Source organism: Spirosoma validum (genome assembly GCF_014699035.1).
GTDB classification, from domain to species: domain Bacteria; phylum Bacteroidota; class Bacteroidia; order Cytophagales; family Spirosomataceae; genus Spirosoma; species Spirosoma validum.
In genome coordinates this window covers 297245-323652 of the sequence record NZ_JACXAA010000006.1, presented here as the reverse complement: position 1 = coordinate 323652, position 26408 = coordinate 297245, and the positions used below count along the sequence as shown (strand labels likewise).

Below are 26408 nucleotides of genomic sequence, written 5' to 3'. Positions count from 1 at the left end.
TTTTTCAAGTCATTCAGGCAAGATCGTTTACTTCAAATTTACGAAAAAAAACGCAGAAATTTGCTATCGAACGACCATAACTGTCCCTCGTTTTACAACCCGTGCGCGCTCTGGAAACGACTCACTTTTATACGTAACAATGTAGGGATAAAGCATAGACGGATAGGCTACACCCTTATAAGTCCCGTCCCACTTCTGCTCTGGATTGTTACTAACAAAAATCACTTCGCCCCAGCGATTATATACCCTGAATTCGTAGTCGGTAACGTAAGCCGTGAAGACTTGAAGGACGTCGTTTATCCGGTCGCTATTGGGAGAAAATGCATCCGGTACGTTTACCCGCGGTTCGCATAGATTTAGGACCTGAGCTACACCAACGGCCGTACAACCCAATGGATTTGTGACCTGAACCTGGTAATTACCTGCCCGGTCAACAATTATCGCATTCGTTGTGTCGCTCCGGTTAAGCCACAGGAATTTCAATCCCGTAGCCCCACTCGCTGTTACCTGGGTTTTTCCCTGATCGCCTTCGCAGAGTGAAACCGGACTGGTCAGCGAAAATTGAGGAGCAGGCCGATCGCCTACCTGCGTGCGACTACGCCCGACACAACCCGTAATTGTGTTTCGAACAACAAGACTATAGGACCCAGGCTGCGTTACTGTAAGAGTTGGTGTAGACACGCCCGTGCTCCACTGATACGTATTGCCGGGAACATCGCCCGAAAGAGGAGCTAATACGATGCCAATACCAGCACATTTAAGAGTATCCGGAACCAGTCGGGCAAAACCGGTACTATCCAGCCCAACCTGTATGCTATCCAGGCTAGCTTTGCAGCCTCTTGTATCAATGATCTGCACGTTATATTTCCCCGGTGCCGCCTGACCGAAGATAGGTGTCGCAGTAATAAGATTATTGTTCTGATCCAGCCAGGCATAACTCTGCGGTGTCCCGCCCGTAACCGACAGACTAATTGTGCCACTATTGGGCGTACCACACAAGGCGTCTTTAACCAGGGCCGTCAGTTTTAACTGATTTTCCGGCGATTTCAATGTAAAGCCCGTATCTGCCTTACACGTATGCACCGTATCGGTTACGCTGACTTTATACCCACCTTCTGTCAGGCCAGTTTGCTGGCTACCAGTACCGGTCAAAGCACCGCCCTCTGTGCGGGTCCAGTCATAGACATACTTTCCTACCGGCGTTGGGGTTAATACAATCGATCCGTCAGCAGACGTACAGGCTCGGGGGCCTGTCAGCGCAGCCGCTACTCGTAGTTTGGGCAGTTCACTAACTTTGATCGTATCAGAATTCTCGCAGCCAGCAAAGTTCTTCGCCGTAACATAGTAAGTGCCAGCCGTTGATACATCAGTCGATCGCTCCGTACCGCCATTGCTCCACTGAAACTGGTTCCAGGTTTGTTGTGGCACCGTTAACTTAACCGAGCTTCGGTAACAGAAAACCGTATCAGGCCCAAGATCGAGCGAAGGAACCGGCCTGATCTGTACTTCAATGGTGTCACTCTTGAAACATTCGCCATTGGCAGCTAGGCCAATCACCCGATAAAAACCGGGTCGTTCAAGCTTTATGGTTTTTTGCCTGCTGACAACCGCGCCGTTCACCAGCCACACGTATAGCTTAGCCTGTACTTTCAGGTCAAGTGTAATGCCGCGCTTATTACAGATGGATGTATCGGCGCCCAGATTTATATCGGGCGGTAATTCCAGAATATTCAGTGTGTCTTTAATTAATGTGTCTTTACAGATACCACCCGCACTGGTCCGGGTTACGATCCGCAAACTGATAAAGTACTGTCCAGGCTTTGCATAAGCGTGTGTGATTGGGTTCGTAGCCGTCGTTGATGTGGGGCGGCTGCCATCCCCAAAATCCAGCGTGTAAGCCTCTTTTAATTTAGGACAGTTCGGACTTATCTGGAATACAGTTGGCGCATTCACACACGTATCGGCATACGTAATACCCGGCCCGCTGGACTGATCATTGAAGTTGGCGACCAGGTTTGGTAAACCTAACTGGCTGTTCTTACCACCCAAAGGCTGTCCGATTGGATTAAAGATCAGGCTATCCAGCAAACCACCATTCGGGTTTTCAATTGTTGCGAGCGACGTACTGCCTTTAACCGCCACGTAAAGCCGTCCATCCGGTCCAATCTGAATGGACCCATATTGCCTGGTTGTGCTACTGTCGACTACCGTTCGTGACTGCGTAAGCAACGTATCCTTCTGCGACAGATCGTATTTGACGATGTACGAAGCTCCTTTCTGGCTACCATCCGAATTTGTATCGGCCAGCATGGTCGCATACAGACTTTTCCCATCAGGCGAGAACTCGACCCCGTACGCTTTTGGGGGGGCAGGGCCCAGATCTAGCGTTCGATTAAACGTCAAGACACCCGTTGAGTCATTAAAGGTGTAGAGATCGACGGAGTTTTTGGGTGGACCTGGAATAACAACGGCCATTGGACGATTCCCTTCGTTGCCGCCTGTTGTATCGGCTGGACCAATTTTGATGTAGCCTTCAGCATTAGCCAGCGAATCAATTACCTGTCCACCTGTATACGTTATTGGATCGGAACCTTCGGCACGGGTTAAATGGCGAACCTGAAACTGATTTGTGCCATAGATACGGGTGATAACCCAATACGTGGAATCCCGCTTGTTTTCAACCGCTGCCGACTGTTCGGTGCTTTTCTCTGTTAAGGGAATGTTTTTCTCAACGACTGCTCCCTTACCGCCATTCTGCCGCATATCGACAACGCTGTATGTCAGGGTCTTTTTGCCCCGGATTTCCGACGTAGTGTATACGTAATACAGGTATTCGCAGCCTCGGCAGGTTGGTTTAGGGACAATTAGAGCTGACTGCGTTGAATTCTTATTACCGCCTAGTGGTATCTGTACGGCATTCGTATCGCCCGGCACGAGCGATTTCATGATCTTCCCGTCTTTATCGTAGATTGAAATTCCGTCGGAGTAAAAAAGAAGCTTTCCTTTTGTATCGGCAATGGACGACGACCCCTCAATGGTGCTCAGTTTGCCGTCGGTGATGGGTTTCGGCGTTCCTCCTCCGCTAAAGTCCAGGCCCGCATTCTGCCCAAAATACCACTTCACACCTTGAGACTCTTTCTGTTCACCACAAACATCGACATTGATCCGATCCTGATAGGAGCAACCATTAGGGCTTATTGCTTCGACCGAGTAGCAGCCTGAGCTGTCTACCTTTAATGTTTGTGTTGTATCGCCTTTGGGATACCACAAATACCGATAGCCAGACTGAGCGCCACCCGCATATGGGTCCAACGTAATGGTTTCGCCTTTACAGATCGTCGTATCTGTCCGCCAATTGGAAAAAGGCTGGGGTCGGTTATTGATCGTAATGTTTCGAGTAAACGTAGACGGCGTTCCATTAACCGTTCTTGTCAGCGTAACGCTATAGGTACCCGCCATTTGGTAAACGTGCTTGGCTATAGGATCATTTTGCTTATTGACGGTGGGGCTTCCATCGCCAAAATTCCAGACCCGATTAACCAGTCCTGTTAACGTACTGTCGGTAAACGTAATGGAGTCAGCTTTACACTCCTGATCGGGTACGCAGGCTTTCCCACTGATTTTAAATCCCTGCGCCCAGGCCGTAGTCAGGCCTGCCAGCAGGAACAGCATGGCCCAGACGCCAATTACACGAATATACTTATTAGAAATGACCATGAATAGACGCTGAATAAAGCCACCCTCGCAAATTCTTTCCTCAGCATAACAAGAGCGGGGGCATTACGTTAGTATAAACGACGGTGACTCGTTAAAATTTTATTGTCTGATAAGCTCGGAAGCACCTTAAATACAGCTATTTTTATCGGTTGTTCTGGTCCTAAATACTTCGTTTGTATTAACAACGTTGCAACTAAGAAGTTGACTCTGTTTTTGTCTCGATTTTACTTCTATGATTAAAAAATACGTCCTGACGGTTTTAACCTTGGTAATGAGCCGAATGGCCTTTGCGCAGGACCCTCAGTTCACTCAGTTTTATGCCGCTCCGCTTTACTTAAATCCTGCTTTTGCGGGTTCGGCCCTGGCTCCACGTATTACCGCTAACTACCGTAATCAATGGCCATCTATTACGAATTACGTAACAACAATGGTTGCCTTCGATCATTTTATTGAAAAATATAATAGTGGCGTTGGTTTACTGATTCAGAACGATAACCAGGGTCAAGGTAGGATTCAATCAACGGACATAGGGTTGCAATACTCCTACCAATTTCAGGTGAGTGAAAGCTCCTTTATTCGTTTAGGTTTGCAAGGATCCTACGTGAACCGGAACGTTAACTATTTCGGACTGACAACCGGTGATCAATTTACGGATCGGGGTTTTATTACCGGTAGCGTCTCGGCTGATCCCGCTTTGCTGGCCGGCTCACCCAAAAATAAATACCTCGATTTTTCGACGGGAGGTTTGTTCTATTCGGACTGGTTTTGGCTTGGCGCATCCGTACATCACATGAATCGACCCGATCAGGCTTTTTATGCGATCGGTACGGATCGATTGCCGATGAAAACCAGTATTCAGGCAGGTCTTCGGATTCCGCTGGGTGGTTTTACCGGACTGGCTGATGAGCAGGATCGTGAGATCAGTATTTCGCCCGTCGTTATGTACAAGCATCAGGGAAAATACGACCAATTGGATTTAGGCGCTTATTTAACTTATTCTCCGCTAACGATTGGTGCTTATTACCGTGGTATTCCTTTTAAGAAATACGATCAGACACTGAACAATCATGATGCGCTGGCAGCCCTGGTTGGCTGGCGGATGGAGAAATTTTCCATTGGCTATAGCTACGACGTAACGATCTCTACACTGGGTAATAGTGGTGGGTCCCACGAATTATCACTATCCTATATTTTTGATAAACCCGAAGGTCGCCGGCCGGGCGTTCGCCGACGCGACAAAAAATTACCCTGTCCCAAGTTCTAGCAAAAGGCTATTTCTGAAATCAACGCCCCACAGTTTGCTTAACGTAAGCAAACTGTGGGGCGTTGATCATTTTTGGGTATTAATAGAGCAGACTGATAAAGGTAATTGACGTTACGTGTCCAACAACCGCCGATGGTAGTTGACCTGACCCAAGTGATACGTCAAATGCGTAGCGAGATGAACCAAAAAGTATTCTGTTGAGGTCTTCTCGGTAAATACCAGAATCGGATACTCCTGATGCAATTGGTCGTCCGTTACGTTATCTAGTGCCTTCTCCACAACGGTAATTGTCTCATTAATTTTTATCAATAGTTCAGTTGCGGGAATGTTCTTCAGCGAAAACTCAAGTTCCCGATGTCGGATATATTCGGTCTTACCAAATTCGGCGCCGATATACGTATTCAAATTTCCGACTAAATGCAGACATAGGTTTCCGGCAGAATTGGCAATGTTTTTTTCTACGTACCAAATTTTAGTTTCGTCTTTATAGGAACAGATCTCCTGTTTCAGTCGCTCAAGGTCCCGGCGAAATAGTGATTTTAAAGTTTGTACAAGCATCGTTAAGGCCTGATTAAAGACTTAGCCAAAATACTGTTGCTCAATCCGGCCGACGTAGCCCAAATCCACGGCACTGTCAAACCACTCCTGAATTTTCTTCCCAACATTTGGGTACAGATTCAATTGATTTAACTCGTCTGTAGTTTTCCATACTACGTCAAGAGCAGTTGTTTCGGTCGGATTCAGCGTTGGCTCACCTTGTAGATTGTGTGCGGCAAACACTACGTGTAAGACGTCGTCGTTACGTTGTGTAAGAAGCATTTCACCCGCCAGAATCATTGCGCCAACATCTACCGAAACGTCTAATTCTTCTCTGATTTCGCGCACAATTGTTTCGGGAAGCGTTTCACTCCGGTCAGGATTACCGCCAGGTAGGGCAAACACATCCTGCCCGCCATAACAGTAGCGCATTAGTAAAATTTCAGGTTGATCAGCCTGATGACGCCAGATAAGAGCGGAGGGACGAACTTTCATACGGGCAACTTATAAAAGAGCGGTCATCTTTCCCAACGTATTGCTGGAAAAGATGACCGCGGTAAAAAGAGTAGACTTACAAGGTTTTATCAATTCAGATCCCTTGAGGTTTCGAACAGGAACCAGGTACGTCGTTCGGTTTCATCAATGTAAACTTCAAGCAAACTGGCAGATGCTACGTCCTCAGCGTCGTCACAAACTTTGTGCGCATCCCGCATATTCTTCGCCATTTTCCTGTTTTCGGTTTCTAGGTCCTTCAGCATATCTAAAGGCGATACGAAATCTTCATCGTTATCTTTTACCCGTTGCAATTGCGCAATATGAGCAACCGATCGGATGGTGTTACCTCCAACTTTCCGAACCCGCTCTGCTAGCGGATCGATTGTGGCAAAAATCTGCTCAGCTTGTTCATCTAACAGCAAATGATAGTCGCGGAAGTGACGACCGGACATGTGCCAGTGATAATTTTTGGTTTTGATATATAACGCGAAAGCATCCGCAACAAGTCGATTCAGAGACTCAGCCACTTTTTCCCGGCCTTTTTCTTCCAGATCGTTGGGCGTATCTAACACGTCAATTTGATTAATCGCTTTCATGGTTAATGCTGTTTTATGACTTGTATTCAACTACAGAACAAACCTTGTTTCGCGACTATTGTTTGTTAAGATTCCCTTAAAAACGCGTCAGAACTTTTTCAGAAACGGTTTTTCCAATCGACAACGACGACGTAGCAGCGGGTGAAGGTGCGTTGACGACATTGATGGCTTTGTCAGTTTCCAGAATGGCGAAATCATCGAGCAAGCCGCCTGTGCGATCGCAGGCCTGTGCCCGGACACCTGCACCACCGTCTTCTAAGTCATCTTCCTGTACGTCGGGAATTAATTCCTGTAACGCTTTCGTAAACGCTGATTTCGAGAATGAGCGATACATCTCGCCAAAACCCGTTTCCCAGTATTTGGCGGCTACTTTCTGAAAGCCGGGCCAGGCCAGCGTCTCGAATAATTCTTTCAGGTTAATGTCTGATTTTTTGTAGCCTTCGCGCTGGAAAGCCAGCACTGCATTCGGCCCAGCCTCTACTCCCCCATGAACCATACGCGTAAAATGAACGCCCAGGAACGGAAAGTTAGGATCTGGTACGGGATAGATCAGATTTTTGACCAGGTATTCCTTATGTGGCCTGATCTTGTAATACTCTCCTCGGAAGGGTACAATTCGTACGTCGACAGGTTGGGTCAGTTGAGCAATTTTATCAGAATACAATCCGGCGCAGTTAACGACAAGTTTGGTTTCATAACGGCCTTTGTTCGTAACGACAATGCTCAGACTCGTGCCGGGCGTTATCTGCTCAACGCGCTCATTTAAGTGAATTTCGCCCCCTAACGCCTGAAATTTCTCCGCATATTTTTCAGAAACCTGCTTATAATCAACAATTCCTGTTTGAGGCACGAACATCCCGGCTACGCCATTGACGTGCGGCTCAATTTCACGCATTTCGGCCAACGTCAGTTTTTTCAAACCGCTCAGCCCATTTTGTTGACCCCGTTGGTAAAGTGTTTCTAACTGAGGGAGTTCTTCCTGCTTGGTCGCGACAACAATTTTACCGCAGAGATCATACGGAATATCTTCGGCGTCGCAGAAGTCAATGAGCATCTGATAACCACGTATGCAATTCGTCGCTTTCAGACTACCCGGTTTATAATACAATCCGGAGTGAATAACCCCACTGTTGTGGCCCGTTTGATGACGCGCTACAAAGGGTTCTTTCTCAACTAGAATTATATTTAGACCAGGCCGTTGCTGTTTCAATTGCAAAGCAGTGGCTAACCCCACAATGCCTCCGCCAATAATCACTACGTCTATCATAGTTGCCAATGTACTCAACAACAATTGCTGTCGGGCATGTTAGCCACAAAGGTACAGCGCGTACGTTAAAAAAGGACGTAACGATACCTCGCTACGTCCTCTCATTTATCGTGCTGAATTTGAGCAACTGTACGTATGGTATGATGCTACAGGTTAAAGTCTTTACCGCAATTGGCTTTCGATCCAGTCCAAACCACGACCATAGAGTGCATGTGCGAAACGAACGCGGTTATCAAACGCAGCGTCGGATGAATGGCCGTCGTTCATAAACTGTCGTACGATGCGGGCATTGTCCGCAGCCTGGGGTTGTTCATATTCGGTTTCGGTTTCCGTCCGAAAAGCGGAAAAAGCAGGGGCGTCGCCCTCAAAATGTTGAAAGAACAAATGGCCGCGGGGTGTACGGACAGCGCACAAAACGCCACACGCTCGGCTTGTTGATGGGGCCAGGCTACCTTCCATACCCCGTTTTAACACAATAACGCCATCGAAACCAGCCAGTAGTGCCAGTTCAGCCATTTTCATCTGATACGTTATGTGAAACACCGACGTAACAAGAATCTGGGCATGGCACGGGTTTAGTACTTTTTCGAGCGTAGCCAGAAACGGACGTTTGATAATCACGTGCCGACGATCTACCCAGCGATTGAGCGCGGGCGATAGTGCTTTCTGATCGAGCACCCAACCATACGTATCGAGTGGCGTATCGAGTTCATGATTACTTTGCAGAAACTGGCAGCCGAGATGCATGCATAGATCGAGTGCATTCAGCGTAAACTTCGGGCCTCCCGATCGGCCAACCAGCGATATCGCACCATACCCACGCTTTTGAAAAAATTTTGCCAGTAAAGGCGTAATCAGGTAGTTATTCTCAACCCCATCAAACGGTTCTGCTAGCTGGATTAGCGGGCGGTCAGCACAACTAATTGGTCCGAAACCCGGCGAGAAGGTCCGCTCGGCAGCTCGCATCAATCCCTGGTATTCTTCATTGGTCTCATGCCGGACCCGCATAATACTGGCGGCTAGCCCCCGGAAGGTTTCACAATCTTCTTCCCCATACAGATAGTCGCCCAGTTGCTCGGCTTCACTCACTTGTAGATTAGCACCACGTACCAGTTTTGTCGCAATAGGCAACAAACGACCTGGCAAATCAGGACATACTTTATTGATAAAAAACGTCGGGTGCGAGAAAGCTCCTTTACCGATAACATCTTCTAAGGTTTGCTCTTCGGGTGTTGGCCCTTTCGCTAACAAAGCCCCTAGGAAAGCTCCAACCTGCAACGGATGGCTGGCCGGATCAGCCAGAGCGGCCCGACACTCAGCGAGTAGTTCGGGCGTGAGGGGCTTGCTACCGTATTTGCCAATTCCAATATGCTTAATGCCTCGACCAAGTGGCGTTTCGGTAGCGGGAGTATCCAGAACCATAGAAACAATTGATTTAGCTGAACATAGGGGGTTAAGTAAAAGTAAACAAAAAAGCCAGATGATCGGAGCAAAAAGCGGATGTAAATCGCAGATAATAAGGCTTTTCTTTGCTCAATTATGACGCATCACGATACTATCCAACATTTCCATCTATTACTGAGATTTTTACCTTTTCTGCCTAGTCAAAAACATCTACTTTTAGAAAAATACTACTGCTAGTCAGAAGTTAATCTTTTTTTAACTGACAAGTCGATGACGTTTCTTCGCCTGTTCGCTACGTCCCGAATGGCAATCTTCATACTGATCGCGGTTTTGCTGATCAGCACAGAAGTGTTTGTTACGCATACGCCGGCATTTAGCCGCCATCCGGTGGGCTTATCAGTGGCTGTATTGTTCGATCTGGTTTTCGTAACGACAGCTTTATTCTATTGGCTTGTAGCCCGGCCACTACGTCTAGCGAATAGTCGCTTAGTTGTAGTAGCTCTGTTGATGCTGCGTATTGCCTTATTTATCTTACCCAAAACTGCGTTCTCATCAGACAAAATCTGGCCTGCATTACTGGTCTTAGCCGAAGGAGCAGTACTAATCCTGGTTGTGCTGCGTATTCGCACGATTACGAAAAAGTATCAATTCTTATGGAAAGAAACTGATAGACAAACGGCTTTGAGAGACAGCCTGGCTGCAGTAGTTAGCAAGCGGGCTGCCGACGTCATAATCGGCGAAGGACTTACGCTGTATTACGTATTAGTGGGTTGGCGACTTCAGTCTGATCTACCCGTCGAAGCAAGGGCTGTAACGACGTATCGTCAGTCGGGGCAGGTTGCGTTAACGGCGGGAGTATTGATAGTGGGACTGGTCGAAGGTGTGGTTCTTCACGTAGTATTGAGCCGCTGGAATCCTACAGTTGCTTTTTGGGTGACAGCGCTAAGTGGTTATGGACTGCTGTTTTTTGTGGCAGACATTATGGCAACCGTCAAGCGTCCTTCCTATTTGACAAAAAATTATCTACACATACGATTAGGTATTCGCTGGCGAGCCCGGATTTCCCATTCATCGATTGCCGATGTTGTGCCTATACACGACAAACCATCCAAACAAGCGGATCGACTAAACGGTGCTTTTCTGGCGACACCGAACGTATTGCTTACGCTCCATGAGCCGGTTTGTGTTGAGGGACCATATGGTATACAGAAAACCGTTCGGCAGCTTTCATTTTTTGTCGATGATCGAACTGCTTTCATACAGGCTCTGAACGAGCAGAAAACATTAAACTGAAATAAATAGCATCAATTTCTACCGAAATAAGCGTTATCCGTCAATGAATGCTTAATACGCTATTTTTGCACTGGATTAATCTTTTTCGGCAGCATGGCTGAACGTATTAGTTACGGAAAAACGTGGTGGGGACAGCAGTGGCTTAATGCCCTGGCGAATATCGATATGGCGAATCGTTTGCCGCGTGGTCGAACGTATGCCAACCAGGGGGCTGTGATGGGTTTGTCTATTGCAAACAATCAGATTAGTGCTTCCGTAAAAGGAACGGCGCCCAGACCCTACAAAGTCAGGCTCTCCGTACCCTTGTTTACAGAACAGGAAAAAGAATGGTTGCTGAACGAAATTCGCGAGAATCCCGCTACGTTAGCCCAGCTTCTCAATCGCCAGCTCCCACCCGAGCTCATTGATTTTGCCAAACGCCGGAGTATCAAGCTATTTCCAGAGTCGTTCGAGGATTTGTCAATGGGCTGTTCCTGCCCCGACCAGGCTGAACCCTGTAAACATCTGGCGGCTGTCGTTTATGTAATTGCAAACGAAATTGACCGAAATCCGTTTCTGGTTTTTCAGCTAAAAGGCTTGAATATCCTGGAGGAGATCCAAAAGGATCAGCTTGTTCCTGTTGGTGGAAACATGGGAACCGTTCTTTCATTCAAGGATATCTGTACGGATGAATTGCCCGAAGAAGAGGATTGGAAAGCCGATGAAAAACCCCGTGCCAGCCTGAATTTTGCAACAATTCCGTCTTTAGCCGACCAACTGCTGGGTTTACTTTCTCCCGACGTTACGTTTGCGAAAGGGGATTTCCATAAATCGCTTACCAAGGCTTATAAGTTATTTAGTAAGCTACAAGTTGACGAAAAAGAAGCGGGCGATACCGAAACACCTCAGTTTAGTGATAGCATTGAGCTACAGCTTGACGAGTTTATGTCGGTAAAGAAAATTGGCATCTTCAGCGAGCATGGCGATTCGAGAGCGATCAGTGGATTCGAAATGAGTGATCTGGTCGGATGGATCAGTACGCTTACTGAGGACAATTGGCCAGAAATGAGTGATTCGGTACGTGCTCTGTATCTGACACAGCAATTTTCGGCAGCGCTGCTACGTCGGGGAGCCGTAGTACCCCAGTTGCTACGTGTCGGCCCTACAGAAGATCAGTATCGGGTGCGCTGGCTACCAGCCACACTGAATGAAACCATCAAGCAGCAGACAAATCTGCTTAATACCCAAATACCACCATCGCTGCTGACAGTACGTTGGCAAAAAGAATGGCTGGCTCTACCTGATGAGCAGTTGGTACTAACGCTTTGCTCGCTGTTTATGCGACGTACCATCAAACCAACAACCATTGAACTGTGGGAGCGCTGGCCGCTTGAAGACGCTGATCGGCTATATTTTGGGATCGAAACGTTGCGTTTTGAAGGTTTCGGACGTAAAGAAATGCCGTTGGCCATGCAACTCTGGTTCAATGACTTCTTCTTAACGCATAAGCGATTTGTACCGATCCTAGCCGTTGAAGACAACGAACTTGGAGACGAATTTCGGTTAAGATTATTAATCCGTGACCGTGATGTCTCTTCTAGTAAAGGTGCTGTTGATCAACCAATTCCGCTTCCGGATCTTCTTCGAAAAAAGAAGCACGAGCCTATTCGCATGGCTGTTTTGCAGGATTTACTGGTTCTATCCCGCCATTTTCCGGACCTGTCGAAATTAACCAGAATGGATGGGCCAGAGTACCTTTCCTATTCGCCTAGCCTTTTCGTTGAGGTATTGCTCGATACGTTGCCTCGGATGCAACTGCTTGGTATTGCGCTCTGGCTACCCAAATCGCTCCAGCACTGGGTACGCCCGCAGGCAGGTGGACGGCTGAAAGCGAAAGTTACAGCCAACGATTCGTTTATGCGATTGGACGATATGCTTACATTCGATTGGCAGGTGGCTCTGGGCGACGATATGATGAGCGTAAAGGAATTTCAGAAGTTAGTGGGACGTACGACGGGCTTGGTTAAGATTAAAGATCAATACGTATTAGTCGACCCTGATGAGTTAACAAAACTCTACAAACAACTCGAAAATCCCCCGGAACTGACAGGAGCCGATCTGCTGAAAGCGGCCTTATCCGAAGAATATAAGGGCAGTCGGTTAGGCTTAACGGCAGAGGTTCGAACGCTAGTCAAACAGTTTACCGACAGTGCCGTGCAACCCTTACCCGATGCTCTGAACGCTACGTTACGTCCATATCAGCACCGTGGCTACGACTGGCTTGTCAGAAATACAGCTCTCGGTATGGGTAGTCTACTGGCCGATGATATGGGACTTGGCAAAACGCTACAGGTAATCAGTCTGTTACTCAAATTCAAGCAGGAAGGCCGGTTCAAGAAACAAAAAGGTTTGGTTGTGCTTCCCACTACGTTGCTCACGAACTGGCAGAAAGAAATTGCCCGGTTTGCACCTGACCTGCAGCCCCGGATTTATCATGGCTCCACCAGAAAATTACCGACAGATAAGGCGAATGACTATGATGTGTTGCTGACAACTTATGGCATCGTTCGGTCAGATCTTGATGCGCTAAAGAAAATAACCTGGGCGGTTGTAGTGATTGACGAAGCGCAGAACATTAAAAACGCGGATACAGAGCAAACAAAAGCTGTTAAAGCCCTAAAAGCTCCGATTCGGATTGCCCTCAGTGGTACGCCCGTGGAGAACCGGTTATCGGAGTTTTGGAGTATCATGGATTTCGTGAACAAGGGTTATCTGGGTGGCTTAAGTAAATTCAATGAAGAATTTGGCAAGCCGATTCAGCAGGAGCGCGACCACCAAAAACTCGATAAATTTCGACGTATTACAAGTCCATTTCTACTCCGGCGCGTCAAAACGGATCAGACTATTATCAGCGACTTGCCCGACAAAATTGAGAATAACCAGTTTTGCTCGCTCACGCCAGAGCAGACGGCGTTGTATGAAAGCGTTGTTCAGGAGAGCATTCGGGCTATTGAAGAAAAAGATGGCATTGCTCGCCGGGGCCTGGTGCTAAAGCTAATGACGGCTCTTAAGCAAATTGGCAATCACCCTTATCAATATCTGAAGCGTGGTGGCGAAGGAGCCGCGCTTTCTGGAAAGGCAACGTTGTTGCTCAATTTACTTGAAAACATTTACGCCAGCCACGAAAAGGTCCTGATTTTCACACAGTATCGTGAAATGGGTGAGCTGTTGTCAAAGTTCATTCAGCATACGTTTGGCACACAGCCCCTTTTTCTTCACGGTGGTACGTCGCGGTCTGATCGTGACGAAATGGTAGAGCAGTTTCAACGTAACCGTAGCGATCACACGTTTATTTTATCACTCAAAGCAGGCGGTACAGGTCTGAATCTAACCCAGGCGAATCACGTTATTCACTACGATTTATGGTGGAACCCAGCCGTAGAATCACAGGCCACTGACCGCGCTTTCCGAATTGGCCAGACGAAAAACGTACTGGTCTACCGGCTCATGAATCAGGGAACGCTGGAGGAAAAAATCGACGCGATGATACGTTCCAAACGCGAATTGGCCGACCTCAGCGTTCAAACCGGGGAAACTTGGCTGGGCGATTTAAGCGATGTCGAACTGAAAGAACTCGTGTCGCTGGGGTAAATTCAGTACAGATTTATGTTTTATTCAACGAATTAAAGTTAATTCGTTGAATAAAACACAGATTAAGTTTATGCTGATTCATAGGTCGCTTTATAAGACACTTCAAAAGAAGCTAGGATCTAACCAGGTAATTCTACTAGTGGGTGCTCGACGAGTTGGTAAAACCGTCCTGATAAATCAGCTTGCCGATGTATACGTTGGGCCAAAGATTGTGCTAAACGGAGAGGATTCTGCTACAGCCCATCTACTAAGCGATCAAACGATTCCGAGTTATCAACGCTGGCTCGGCGATACACAACTGCTGCTGATTGATGAAGTACAGGCAATCCCTGATTTTGAAAAAGTGCTACAATTTTTGGTTAATTCATTTCCAGGTTTAACCATTCTAGCAACAAGCTCGTCATCTTTTCATATAGCTAATCAGGTTAACAATTTCCTAACGCAACATCAACAGATCTATACACTTTATCCACCCGCTCAATTAGAAATTGGGCTAACGGAGACCTATCTGCAAACTCGTCAGCAACTTGAAGAACGGCTAATTTTTGGTAGTTACCCAGAAGTATTACAAATGGAGAAGAACACGGATCGGATAGACTATTTAAAAAGTGCAGTATCTTCTAATCTATTGAAAGATATCCGTCAAGTTGAACAGGTCCGGAACGAGGAGAAAATGTTGCAATTATTGCGATTGATTGCGTACCAGACTGGTAGTGAAATTTCGTACGATGACTTAAGCAATCAGTTACAGATTGACCGGAATACAGTGGTACGTTATCTGGACTTATTCGCCAACGTCTTTATCCTGTTTCGCTTAGGTGGTTATAGTAAATCGCTTAGGAAGGAAGTTACTAAGAGTTCGAAGTGGTATTTTTTCGATAATGGAATCCGTAACGCTCTTATCAATAATTTCGATCTACTCTCGCAACGCCCTGATACAAACGTATTGTGGGAAAATTATCTAATGGCAGAGCGACTTAAACGTAATGCGTATTTACAAAATCAAGCCGTACCTTACTTCTGGCGCACGTATGATCAACAGGAACTCAGCTGGGTAGAAGAAGCCAATGAGCAGTTGAGTGGTTATGCATTTAAGTGGTATGCTGGTCGGGTACGTTTCCCCAAAGGATTTCAGAAAGCTTATCCTAACGCTACGTTATCAGTTATTAATCCCGAAAACTATCTGGATTTTATTACACACAACTATTTTAATGTTTAAAAAGCCGAAATCTATTTGCCGACGAAAAGCATGCTAAGTCAATACGATCTGCTTTTTATTCAATGAATTAACGTTAATTCATTGAATAAAAAGCAGATAAAAGTTTTTAAACTTTTACTTTAACAATGCCATAATTGCGTCATCACCTACAACAGCGCGGGCAGGACGGGGGTGTCCAGCATTAAATACTTGTAAGGATGTTGAATCAAGGATTGTATTAGGTGACTCATCTACTTGCCCATCTTTCATTACCCGATTTATATCTAATTTCAGGTTTTTAGCGAGAAAACGATAGGCAACCATTCGTTTGTTTGGGCCATAATCATGGCCTTCAGTAGGCAAATGCACGTTCTCAACTCGCTCTTTTGCTCTATAATAGCCATAAACAGTATGGATGTAAGGAAACTCTACGTTCGGCGTGTTCTTTGTCCAATCCTTGCCATCAGAAATAAGTAACAAGGGGCGGGGGGCCGTCAGCGCAGCAATCTCTACGTTGCTGGTCTGATGTGTTGGCCGCTTGTGAATGGGCATTCCGCTTTCGCAGGTACAACCGCCGAAAAAATGAGCGGATACCATAACTACCGGAGCCGCCACTTTCACCCGGGAATCTAAGGCCGTTAAAAGAAAGGTTTGCGTTCCTCCACCCGATTCCCCAGTTACGCCAATTCGGGACGTATCGACATCAGGTAAACTGGTTAGAAAATCCAGTGCTCGTATGCTATTCAGAGTTTGTAGTTTTAGAGCATCCGGAATTTTGTGAGAACATTGTTTTGAATCACCGTAACCGATCATATCGTACGCAAATACGACAGCGCCCATGCGCGCTAACGTAGCACACCGTTGTTGTGTATACTCCATTAGCCGGTTATTCTGATCGGCTCCGTGCCCGTGTGTACATAAAATTCCGGCGGTTTTTCCCGCCGTGTTTAAAGGCCGGTACAAATTGCCGGTCACAAAAAAGCCGGGAACGCTTTCAAACGCTACGTTCTCAACCGTGTAGCCGTTCATTTTTCGCAAGCTGTGCCGGATTGGCTGGAGCAGAGCAAATTTAGGTTTATCAGGCAGTTGCATACCCTCGCGAATACCTTTTCGAATCATAGCCGCACGGGTTTCCCAACTGGCCCGGTCATGATACGTTTGGGCGAAGCTATGTAAAGCTTCAGCCCCCTGCGCTTCCGTAAAATAGGCTCCCTGGCATAAATCGGGACGATCAGGATTCGGTTGAGCCAGAACACTCGCAATTCCGATGGCGTAACAAAGAGCAAAAGCAATTCGGGCTTTCATACGTAGCAGGTAAGGAAAGGGTTATCAGCTACTAAAGCGGACAGAATCAAGTGCCTACTTCATTTAGCGAGGTATATCGCCCCGTTTTAAGGCGCGAACGGCATAATCGGCTGCCCGCGCAGACAATGCCATGTAGGTTAATGATGGATTCTGGCAGGGCGACGAAGTCATGCTGGCACCATCCTTGCAAAAGACGTTTTTAACAAGGTGATGCTGATTGAATTTGTTAAAGACTGAATTTTTCGATGACGTCCCCATACGAGCCGTTCCCATTTCATGAATGCTTAGTCCTGGATGTGCCTGACTATCAAATCCATCAATGTTCGAGAAACCTGCTTTTTCCAGCATTAATATGGCCTGTTCGCGAGCGTCTTTCCGCATAAGGGTTTCGTTTTCACGATAATGCACGTCCATTTTCAAGACGGGTTGTCCCCATTTGTCCGTTACGTCGCTGGTCAGATAAACGCGGTTATCTTCGTAAGGCATGCACTCGCCAAAAGCATCCAGCGTAATTTTCCACGTACCGAACTGAGTGGCTTTTTCTTTAAACGCTGCCCCAAAGCCATCATCGCTATAGGCATGGCCCCAATTATCGCGTTCGGTATACACCTCAAAACCGTAACCTCGTTTTAAAATCCTGCTTATCCTGCCCAGGTAGATTGCGAAAGCGTGGGATGTATAGACCAGCCGGATGTCGACCGTAGTAGTATTTATCCTGGTCGTGGTCATAATCGGCCGTAGCTCCGACGTGAAAATGGTGATCCATCAGATTACGACCTAGTTGCCCACTGTCGTCCATGCCATTCGGAAACCGCTTTGACTTAGAATTCATCAGGATGTATGTAGACCCTAAGGCTGATGCGTTCAGGAAAATAATGCTGGCATGAAAATCGTGCCACTGATGCGTCTGCTCGTCAATGACCCGAACGCCTGTAGCCTTGCCTGTTTTTTCATCGTAAATAATTGAGTTGACAATAGAATGGGGACGTACCGTTAACCGTTTGGTCCGGCGGGCTACGGGCGGGCTGCGGGCAATGTAGCCGATTGTGTACTGAAATAAGCTCCATATGGGCAACCCCGCATACATAGATTTCGGAACTGACACTTGGCGCGCCCTAAATTCATTTGCTGCTGTGAAGGAGCTGTTAGATGAGCCGCCCGCGCCGAAATCACTTTGCGGTCTGAAAACTGCGTATTTACGCTTTTCCGCAAGTGTTGTTCAACACAATTGTCCGGCAAAGCTGGTTGAAACTGACCGTCGGGCAGATGTGGTAACCCGTCGCGGTCGCCAGCGATTCCGGCAAATTTCTCTACGTGGTCGTACCAGGGAGCAATGTCTTTGTAACGAATGGGCCAATCCGTAGCAATGCCTTCTTTCACGTTGGCTTCAAAATCCAGATCCGAGAATCGGAACGAATAGCGTCCCCACATCAGCGATTTTCCGCCAACGTGATAGCCCCGAATCCAATCGAAAGGCTTTTCCTCGACGTAGGGGTTCTCCAAGTCATTAACAAAGTGCTGGTGCGTGGCCTCTGTAATTGTAAATCCTGTTCTATTTTGCACAGGATAGCGTTTTAATACGTCAAGTGGCATTGTCCGATTATGATGCGGAAATTCCCACGGTGCCATCGTAGCGGTATGGTAATCCGTTACGTGTTCAATCATGCGTCCCCGTTCAAGCAACAGCACGTTCAATCCCTTTTCGCACAGTTCCTTCGCCGACCAGCCTCCGCTAATCCCTGAACCAACAACAATGGCATCGAATTTCTTTCCAGACGGAATAGGCGGTTGGCTTCCGTTATCAGGACGTTTCATCACAGGTAGGGTTTTGTTGAGTTACTGACAAAGATAACGACTGAAGACCGGCAGGTGATATGAGCGTCACGACCGCGCGTTCTGCAAAAAAGCAGCAATTTCCATTCCCCAAGCTATACCAATATGAATCAGTAAACCACCCCAGATACTACGTGTGCTCAGGGCAAGTACACCAAGCAAATAACCACCAAACAGAGAAGAAACAGCTTCTCCCAATGGTCGCCCAAAGTGAATGGAACAGTACCAAACCACCATGGGTAATACGGCACCACGACCCAATACGCGACTCATGCCAATAACTAAAAATCCACGAAAGAGTAATTCGGTCGGCACAAAATCCCATCCGTAGCACAGTTCATAAATCAAGGCAGTTAGCCATTCCGGTACGCCGAAAAATTCGTTGGCGTTCGTGTCACGATACGTCGGATAAGATTGGAGAAAATCAGGTTGGAAAGAAGCTAACGTAATAAGCGGAATCATCAGCGCCAGCAATTGCAGATACAGCACCAGACCTTTCCGCTTTGGCGCCATACCATAAAAATTAGTCGGATAGGGATCGGCGAATTTATAGAAGAGATATAGTGGCAGTACAATCGTTAGTAGTGATTGCAGATTGTGCAGACAGTAATACGCAAACACATAAATCTGCCCGTTGAATAGCTCCTGACTCCATTTATTGTGCCCATAGAAGCCAGCATAAAATGAATAACAAATCAGCGCAAACGTGCTACGGAGCCAGAATTTACGATTTCGCCAGATGTCGGACCTACTGTGGAAATGCGTCCAGAGCCAGACGCTAACGTAATAGGCCGTAGCATACAGCCCGAAGTACAAAACTGTCCAGAGAGGTTTTTCCTGAAATGAATCAATATAAGTATCCTCTAAATCGAGCGAGAAATTGACGGCAAGAAGTATCGCAGCCCAGAGTACGGTTGCTACGTAAAGGTCAGGTCGAAAGTCGGTGCGGAGATGCGAACGCAGGTCGTGCCAGAAGGCTTTCACAGGTTTGATGATTTACTTTAGTTGTATTTGTTACTCACCAAGCCCTGCTTCTGATAACATATCATCTAATTCAGTGTCTGAGACTGTATCGCGTTCACTTTTGTCATAAATCGCTAACAGATATACCGTTTCCTGCACAACTTTAACGCACGTAATCACACGCCCGCCCCCTCGCTTACCTTTTCCCTTCGATGAGATAGCCAGACGAATCTTGTAACAATCCTTACCTAATGACACTCCCTGGTTTGGATCACTTCTTAACTGATCTCGAAAAACGAGCAAGTCTGCTTTTAAGGATTTATGCTTTTTTGATAGTTTCCGAACGTCACGCTCAAATTTCTCAGTAATCTCAATCCTATAACTCATCCAATAACTGATCGAAAGATTTTAATTTAATTTTACCCTGTTGATGCAATTCTACTTGCTCCAGAGATTCTTTCAGATCATTGATCCATTCCTGTTGTTCGGGCGTAAATGTTTTGGATTTGGATTTGCCAGTGGGTTCAGCCTTAAATTTTAGGTTCTGCACCAATTCCATAAAAAACTCAACTTTATTATCCGGCACTTTCACTAAAATATCCATGTGATTCTACATTCGTTGCAGCAAAATAAACAGAAAAAAATGGTTTAAGATTCTGATTTTTAATTGTAGAAAGTCCAAACAGGTTCAGAGACTAGTACTTGACCCATTTAATGGTTTGAGAAAATGGTACCACGGGTTTTAACCCGTTTTTCGGTCAATTCCTAAACGGGTTAAAACCCGTGGTACCGGTAATAAGATTAAATTGGAGCAGTGTTAAAATCCTTCTTTCTCAGCTTCCTTGTCCTTTTTCTTCTCCTCTTTTTTCTTTTCTTCTTTCACGATCTTCTGACCAGGCTGTGGTTTCGGCTTTGGCGCAGCTTTCGCTTTGGTTTTGTACTGATCCAGATACCGGTCCACAAACAGCGATTTTTCATCAACTGTAGCGGGCACTACATCAAGAGCGGATTTGCTGGAAGATTTGATAGCCAACAACTGGTCGTTGATTTCCTGCTCCGACGTAATGATCGCTAACTGGCCTTGAGAAGTTGGCGTGCTGCCCGGCTTGTAATCATAGAAAACCCATACTTCAGGTGACGATTCTAAATAGATACTGGCTTCATCCCCGTTGTCGGTCTTCCGAATTTCAACAAAGCCATCCATCTGCGCATTGATGTCTGTTCCCATCATGTTCGATACGCCCAACTGCCCCGTACTGTAAAACGTATTAAACTTGGTCGACCAGCGCAGGTTAGCATTTGCCAATACCAGCATGGCATTCAGCTGAGGTGCTGCCTGACCGAGTGATACGTGCTGGTTTTGTGCTTTAAGTCGATATGCATCTACAGCCTGCGAACCGATAAGCGGAGTTAGTTTATCCGATAGCCGGTTCAGATCATCGTCGGCAGCTTCATCATTCTTTTCTTCCAGATTGGCTTTAACGATTCGATCACCGATGGTTTTCACAAGCGGTTCGGGTACCGGAAAGGCAAAGGCCATCAACGTATTGAATCGATACTGAGTGCTGTCGATGTTAATCCGCGCTGACCCCGCCGATAATAGGTATTGGTTAGGAGCAGCGTTCATTAGATTCATCTTGCCTTTGAACGTCATCAGGCCCCGCGCATCATTGAACGTAAACGCATTTTCAACATCCTCAACCACAGCTGCCGGAGCGTTCGCTGTGGCTATCCGTGCGGCACTATCAAGACTTGCTGTATTGTTAAATCCACCTGTACTATCCGCTTTTGCAATAAGAGCTGTCTTGGAACTGTCGGCTACTGGAGTGACGGGTGCAGGTGCTTCTTCCGTTTGGCTGGACGTTAGATCACTGGCTTTCGACGCAATCCGATACACTTTGTCTTTCTCATCGTAGCGCATGATGCCCGTAGCTGTAAACAAATCCTCATCTTTCGGATCTTCCTTCGGTGACAGGAACGTTGGGTAGAGTCCGGCATTACCCAACCGGAAATGAATACCGGCCACAAGCGGTTGTCCCCCTTCGTTTTTCAGATTTTTGTCTACTTTAATCTCAAGTCGTTCGGCTACTTTCTCTTTGAATGGAATCCAGCCCCCAACCAGATCAGCGCGTTTTTTCAACGCTGGTTTTATGAAGCCATCCATTGCCAGATCAGGTTGGGGAGCCTGCATCATGATCGCACCTTTGTATAACATCTTCGGTGCCAGCTGGAGATTATCATCTTCGTCAACTTCCGCACGAGCAACCGTGAAATAGGTCATTGCAGACTGTGCACTATTTTTACGGCCTTTAGTCGACTTCTTTGTATCCGCCGTTAATGTGCTGGATGCTACAGCAGGCGCTTCTTTTAACTCAAAGCTTCCCATTTTTATACTAGCTGTATCGCCTTTCGCTGTCGCAAACTGATACGTAGCGTCGCCTGTAAATTTGGTACGGGAAAGAATCTGAATATTGCCGTTTTTAAGTCGGTGGAACAGACTAACCGTATCTAACACCAGCTTAGCATTTTTAAGCGCCAGCATCTCGCCGTTCCGTTTGATGCTCACTGCGCCTTTATCTGGATAGATGCGGGCATCGGCTGATGTTACGTAAGGCACGCCCGTAATGTTGAGCGTCATTTTCTCTACGTCATACACCGCACCCGACCCATTGAATGTCAGTCCTTCCTGTTCTTCGGCCGTAGCAGTAAACGTAGACGTTTTCACGTCGCCTTTCATCAGAATGGTTTTGGCATTGATATTCCACTGTGCTTTGCTGATACTGGTTTTATAAGCCGCCGATGGGAATTCCAGACTCGACTGTATCGTATCCGTAATGCTTATATTTTTATTGATCGACAGCCCGACGACTCCTTTTACCTGGTTAAAATCAACGTCGATCGCTGTTCCCAATAGCATTGGTTTGGCAACTGCCGCTGTTCCATTTACGACTTTATCCGATAATACCTTAAACTCCGCATTGCTGGCCAGGAATCCTTCTTTATTGAATTTAATGCTATTGGAAATAACTTCCGAATCTTTCCGATGCAGGGTGCCGTGGCCAAATAAACCCGACGAACGTAGTACCAGATCGCCATCGAGGTTGGTGGTTGCATTATAAAAGTTGAAATTTTTCTTCTGCGTAATAATGACCATGCTATCAGCTTTGGGCCACCATTTCAGATTATAATTATTGAGCTGTACCTGCGGAAAATAGCTCTGTCCAGCCTTGCCGCCCAGCCCCTCCTTAATCTCACCTTTTTCGCCTGACGCGACCAGCGAATCGGTCATAAACAAAATATTCTTTGCATTCAGGCTCGCTGTGAGGTGATTGAGTACGCCATCGGCGCGCAGGCCACCCTTATCCATGACCAACTCACCTGTAAACTTCACGTTCGACGCAGTAGCGCCTTTCTTATCACTGTATACCGGGTAACCTGTGGCAGGCGCCTTATGCTCAAAACCCAGCGTATTATCGGGCATCGTTTTGAGGGTCGCCTTGAACGGCGGGAAAATTCCATCGGAGTAGAACGTACCGATGAAAGCAATATCGCCCTTGCCTAAGCTATCATTATCGATTGCCGGAATCTTGAAATAAACCTTCTGGTTATAAGCTTTATCGCCCCGGACAGGTTGGTTAAAATACACCGTCATCCCCTCGGGCATCACCAGGCGCTGTGTTGATTTCTTGCCCGCAATTCGACCCGATTTATTATCAGCACCGCTGAGATAGACCATTCCCGGATTCTCATATTTGATATCACCCCCCATTTCTGACTCAGTTCCTTTTTCCTGAGCCGCTAGTTTCTGCGACGAGAACGTAATGGAGTCGATCTTATTCAGACCTACCGCGAACTTATCGTAATCGAATTTGAGATCGCGCCCTGCGTAACGTAGTGTACCGGCTTTGAGCTGACCATTCAGTGTGAAGGCCCGGCCTTTACCAATACGTAACGTTTTATCGGAGGGATAGCCGAAAATTTTCAGCGAATCGGAAAGCGTAAACCGATCAACACCGCGGATCGTTAAGAATTTATCATCCAGATTGATGGTCGCATTCTTCGTGCTATCCGTCGAGGGAAAGATCGATTGTACCTGAAAGTTGTCATAGTCGCGTTTTTGCGCATAGGCCAGTACGTATAACACCCCCTTGCGGCTGAGACGCATCAACTTTGTGACTGGATCGCGGTCGATATATCCTTCCAGCACCATACGGTTCAGGGCACCTCGTAACGCGACCGGACTAACTTTATTAACTTTCGCGAAGTCAATAATGTCGCCATCCAAAAAGGTAGACTGCTTCTTCGTCGCTACGTAATTCGCAACGATTTGCAACGGGTGAAAACCATAGTCGAGAGTCAGATCAGCGTAGCGTTGTGGCTGAAAATAATCGAACGATTCAAAGCGCACCGGCACCTCCTGCTTAGCGCCAACCTGATAAAAATCGACTTTTCGACGAGGCAGATCCCAACGCACGACCTCGGGTAAAATGTAGAATTTGTGATAAGAGTCGGCGTAGGGAACGCGGGCGTAATCAGTGCGTTGCTCGCGATCAAGCCAGGCGATACGCTGGTTCTTGTCGTACCGGAATTTAACGGATGGATGGGTTACAGAATCGGCATCCACATAACCAACGAAAGCCGCTGAGTTTGCTGAAATAAACGATTTGGACGGACTCGTGCTATTAAAACCACCGCCCGACGAAGCTGTTGAATCCGTAAGCGTATTGCTGAAATCAAACCGCCGACTATTGGCTTTGAAGGCTATCTTTCCATTATGTCTTACAAGCAATTGAGACAGCTGTCCACTGGCCGATGCACCAACCATCTGCGCGCCAGACAACGCTAAACCACCCCGGTATTCTATATCAGAGCCCAGATCAGGTAGTTTCACATCATTCTGCCACGACATGAAGCGCGGATACGTAACAGTCCCTCCTTTTTTCTTACTAACGTACTCGAATACGCCCTTGACAGGCTTCATCTTGTCGTAGGTGAGTGTTACGTCATCAGCCATCAGTTTAGGGCTCATGGTTGTCAGACTATAATCGCTCAACGTCACGAAGATATCGGGTCTTCCGGCCGTTTCCCAACTGAACTTGCCACCCTGTCCAACGAAAACACCGTCTTTTAGCATCAGATCACCGTTCGTATTGGCCAGAATAGCCGAATCTCCATTGGCAACCATGGCCAGCGATACGTCTTTCAGCGTAATAACGGCACCAGATACGGTTGGAATAGCTCGACGCTGTGGTACGTATTGTACACCCAGCGAATGGGGCTGCGTAGAATCCGAAGGAGCAGGTGTATCCCAGCCATCAAAACGAGACCGTTCGGCAGAGGCTTTTGCCGACGCAATTGAGTCAGCCGCGGTTTGGGGTACACCTGGTTGATTAACTGATGGGACTCCCTCTACGTAACGAAATTGAAATGTACCGCCTTGCCCGTAAAGCTTATTATACGTACTGGCGTAAAGTTCGTGCCGTTCCAGAAAGCGCCGGGCTGTTTCCAGACTACGCGCAAATGCCTTAGGATCGTTAGCATCGAATAGTTTTTCGGCGATTGTCAACAGACCGTCAACGTTTGCCGGTGATGCAGGCTGTTGCTGCGTCGCCTGATACAGCGATTCGTAGAAAGGAACGAAGTACGTAGCCGGTTGAAGTCGTTTTTGATTCAGTTTCCGGCTCAGCGCCATGACTCGCTCCTGCTGCTGCGTCGACAACCGATTTTCGGACCACATTGTCTGCAAATTCGTACCGGCGCGTACAGCGGCTGGCCCACCCGTTGCCATCAGTTTCTGCACCTCAGTCATAAATTGATCGGGCTTATCGGAAAGCCGGACCGCCTGACCAAACGCAGCGGGCAAGGTTAGCAAACTAACTAAAGCTATTTTGTATAGGCGATTCATTACGTATCTGTTGTAGAGAAATTTAACCACGGAGAAAACAGAAACTAGTTTGCCAATTTGCATAAATTGGTTCTCTGTGTTCTCCGTGCCTCCGTGGTTAAATTTTTATCTGTTTAATTCTTTTGAAACATAAGCGAGGTCCACTCTCGATTCGTCATATGGTTAACGAAAATTAGGCCCGACTCAGTGGATTTCTGCTGAATATCTGACGCATCGTGTTCATAAAATCCACTAACAACCAAATATCCTTTTTCGGTTAGAAGGCTGGTATATATTGGAATTTCGGCTAGCAGTACGTTCCGGTTTATATTGGCTAGTACGACATGGTACCGATTTGCTGGATCAACCTCACTTATCGTCCCCTGAAACACCGTAATCTGTGGGCAGTCATTAAGTTCGGCATTTTCGTGGGCATTTTCAACAGCCCACTCTTCAATATCGAACGCCAGAACCGACTCCGCTCCCATTTTGGCTGCCAGAATTGCCAGGATGCCCGTCCCACTGCCCACATCAAGTACTGCTTTCTCTACGAAATCAAGATTTAGCTGCTGTTCCAGCATCATGGCTGTGGTTTCGTGATGGCCCGTGCCGAACGACATTTTCGGATTAATGACGATGTCGTAACGAAACCGGGCGTCCATTTTGTGGAAGGACGCCCGGACCCGGACTTGGCTCGCCACTTCAATCGGCTCATAATCGCGCTCCCACTCGGCGTTCCAGTTTCGTTTTTCTAACGAACTGACTTGATAGGCTATTGCGGTCTGACTGTCGTATTTATCAAGGAGTTCCTGTACGGCTTCCTCATTAAAATCAGTTTCTGTAACGTACGCATTCAGGCCCTCATCGGTTTCAACAAACGACTCGTAGCCTAGTTCGGCCAGTTCGGCTGTGAGAATATCGGTGTAATCGGGCGATACGTGTAGTTGGAGTTCAATGTAATTCATAGAGTAAAGTAACGAAAAAGGACGTAGTTGGTGAGAGTGTCTATCTGTTATGGAACA

Annotated in this window: 16 protein-coding genes and 1 pseudogene; 4 read left to right on the top strand and 13 right to left on the bottom strand. The window is 46.9% G+C overall.

What is annotated here, in order from left to right:
* Positions 1-63: 63 nt before the first annotated feature.
* On the bottom strand, positions 64-3717 hold the full coding sequence (locus tag IC230_RS18075) for a PKD domain-containing protein (protein ID WP_223860700.1): 3654 nt from the start codon (positions 3715-3717) through the stop codon (positions 64-66).
* Between the two features lie 232 nt (positions 3718-3949).
* Between IC230_RS18075 and IC230_RS18070 the strand changes: the two genes are divergently transcribed.
* Complete coding sequence (locus tag IC230_RS18070) at positions 3950-4981, top strand: PorP/SprF family type IX secretion system membrane protein (RefSeq protein ID WP_191040438.1); 1032 nt, start codon at positions 3950-3952, stop codon at positions 4979-4981.
* 111 nt (positions 4982-5092) lie between these two features.
* On the opposite strand, the gene IC230_RS18065 is transcribed toward IC230_RS18070, so the two are convergent.
* From IC230_RS18065 to IC230_RS18045, 5 genes are all read right to left on the bottom strand, one after another.
* Positions 5093-5539 (bottom strand): DUF1572 family protein, encoded by a 447-nt coding sequence (locus IC230_RS18065; protein ID WP_191040437.1) that lies wholly within the window; start codon positions 5537-5539, stop codon positions 5093-5095.
* A gap of 21 nt (positions 5540-5560) precedes the next feature.
* Entirely contained in the window at positions 5561-6013 is a 453-nt protein-coding gene (locus tag IC230_RS18060; protein WP_191040436.1) for an NUDIX domain-containing protein, read from the bottom strand.
* Positions 6014-6102: 89 nt separating this feature from the next.
* Entirely contained in the window at positions 6103-6609 is a 507-nt protein-coding gene (locus IC230_RS18055) for a Dps family protein (RefSeq protein ID WP_191040435.1), read from the bottom strand.
* Positions 6610-6685: 76 nt separating this feature from the next.
* Positions 6686-7876, bottom strand: a complete 1191-nt coding sequence (gene lhgO, locus IC230_RS18050; RefSeq protein ID WP_191040434.1) for an L-2-hydroxyglutarate oxidase — start codon at positions 7874-7876, stop codon at positions 6686-6688.
* 162 nt (positions 7877-8038) lie between these two features.
* Positions 8039-9298, bottom strand: a complete 1260-nt coding sequence (locus tag IC230_RS18045) for an anthranilate phosphoribosyltransferase (protein WP_191040433.1) — start codon at positions 9296-9298, stop codon at positions 8039-8041.
* Between the two features lie 252 nt (positions 9299-9550).
* Between IC230_RS18045 and IC230_RS18040 the strand changes: the two genes are divergently transcribed.
* The 3 genes from IC230_RS18040 (at position 9551) to IC230_RS18030 (ending at position 15422) form a co-directional block, all read left to right on the top strand.
* A complete protein-coding gene (locus IC230_RS18040) occupies positions 9551-10573 on the top strand; it encodes a hypothetical protein (protein WP_191040432.1) in 1023 nt (340 codons plus the stop codon).
* A gap of 93 nt (positions 10574-10666) precedes the next feature.
* Positions 10667-14203 carry a DEAD/DEAH box helicase gene (locus IC230_RS18035; protein WP_191040431.1) on the top strand — a complete coding sequence of 1179 codons (3537 nt, stop codon included), beginning with the start codon at positions 10667-10669 and terminating at the stop codon, positions 14201-14203.
* Positions 14204-14273: 70 nt separating this feature from the next.
* Complete coding sequence (locus IC230_RS18030; RefSeq protein WP_191040430.1) at positions 14274-15422, top strand: ATP-binding protein; 1149 nt, start codon at positions 14274-14276, stop codon at positions 15420-15422.
* Between the two features lie 114 nt (positions 15423-15536).
* Here the strand turns inward: IC230_RS18030 and IC230_RS18025 are convergent, their stop codons facing one another.
* The 7 genes and pseudogenes from IC230_RS18025 to prmA all read right to left on the bottom strand — a co-directional run bounded on the left by IC230_RS18025 (position 15537) and on the right by prmA (position 26351).
* Positions 15537-16706 (bottom strand): alpha/beta hydrolase family protein, encoded by a 1170-nt coding sequence (locus IC230_RS18025; protein WP_191040429.1) that lies wholly within the window; start codon positions 16704-16706, stop codon positions 15537-15539.
* Between the two features lie 63 nt (positions 16707-16769).
* Positions 16770-18521: pseudogene (locus IC230_RS18020) on the bottom strand (GMC oxidoreductase).
* 66 nt (positions 18522-18587) lie between these two features.
* Positions 18588-19523: a CPBP family intramembrane glutamic endopeptidase gene (locus IC230_RS18015; protein ID WP_191040428.1), complete on the bottom strand. Its 936-nt coding sequence runs from the start codon at positions 19521-19523 to the stop codon at positions 18588-18590.
* A gap of 30 nt (positions 19524-19553) precedes the next feature.
* A complete protein-coding gene (locus IC230_RS18010) occupies positions 19554-19805 on the bottom strand; it encodes a type II toxin-antitoxin system RelE/ParE family toxin (RefSeq protein WP_317171803.1) in 252 nt (83 codons plus the stop codon).
* 73 nt (positions 19806-19878) lie between these two features.
* Positions 19879-20106, bottom strand: a complete 228-nt coding sequence (locus tag IC230_RS18005; RefSeq protein WP_191040426.1) for a hypothetical protein — start codon at positions 20104-20106, stop codon at positions 19879-19881.
* Positions 20107-20319: 213 nt separating this feature from the next.
* Positions 20320-25407, bottom strand: coding sequence for a hypothetical protein (locus IC230_RS18000; protein WP_191040425.1), 5088 nt, complete (start codon positions 25405-25407; stop codon positions 20320-20322).
* A 113-nt stretch (positions 25408-25520) separates the two neighbouring features.
* Positions 25521-26351, bottom strand: a complete 831-nt coding sequence (gene prmA, locus IC230_RS17995; RefSeq protein WP_191040424.1) for a 50S ribosomal protein L11 methyltransferase — start codon at positions 26349-26351, stop codon at positions 25521-25523.
* Positions 26352-26408 lie beyond the last annotated feature (57 nt).